A 706-nucleotide genomic window follows, 5' to 3' on the forward strand; every position below is an offset into this window, starting at 1 on the left:
AGGATCTGGCTGAGGAACAGCTTGGTGCGGTCGGACTTGGGATTGCTGAAGAATTCGCCGGGGGTGTTCTGCTCGACGATCTCGCCGCGGTCCATGAAGATGACGCGGTCGGCGACCGACTTGGCGAAGCCCATCTCGTGGGTGACGCACAGCATGGTCATGCCCGAGGAGGCGAGGCCGACCATGACGTCGAGCACCTCCTTGACCATCTCCGGGTCGAGCGCCGAGGTCGGCTCGTCGAACAGCATGATGCGCGGGTTCATGCACAAGGACCGGGCGATGGCGACGCGCTGCTGCTGGCCGCCCGAGAGCTGGCCCGGGTACTTGTGGGCCTGGTCGGCGATCTGCACCCGTTCCAGGTACTTCAGGGCCTCGGCCTCGGCCTCCGCCTTGGGGCGGCGGCGCACCCAGACGGGGGCGAGCGTGCAGTTCTCCAGCACCGTCAGGTGGGGGAACAGGTTGAAGTGCTGGAACACCATGCCGACCTCGCGGCGCACCAGCTCGATGTTCTTCAGGTTGCCGGTCAGCTCGATGCCGTCGATGACGATGCGGCCCTTCTGGTGCTCCTCGAGCCGGTTGAGGCAGCGGATCAGGGTCGACTTGCCCGAGCCCGAGGGGCCGCAGATGACGATCCGCTCGCCGCGCCGCACCGTCAGGTCGATGTTCCGCAGCACATGGAACTCGCCGTACCACTTGTTCACGCCGA

At 66.3% G+C, this 706-nt stretch carries 1 protein-coding gene; it reads right to left on the bottom strand.

Going from position 1 to position 706, the window contains the following annotated elements; genetic code table 11:
• Nucleotides 1–706: amino acid ABC transporter ATP-binding protein (locus tag ACSBPG_RS32010; RefSeq protein ID WP_435541299.1), on the bottom strand; the 706-nt coding region annotated here is incomplete at both ends.

This window comes from Azospirillum sp. ST 5-10 (assembly GCF_051225715.1).
Classification (GTDB): Bacteria; Pseudomonadota; Alphaproteobacteria; order Azospirillales; family Azospirillaceae; genus Azospirillum.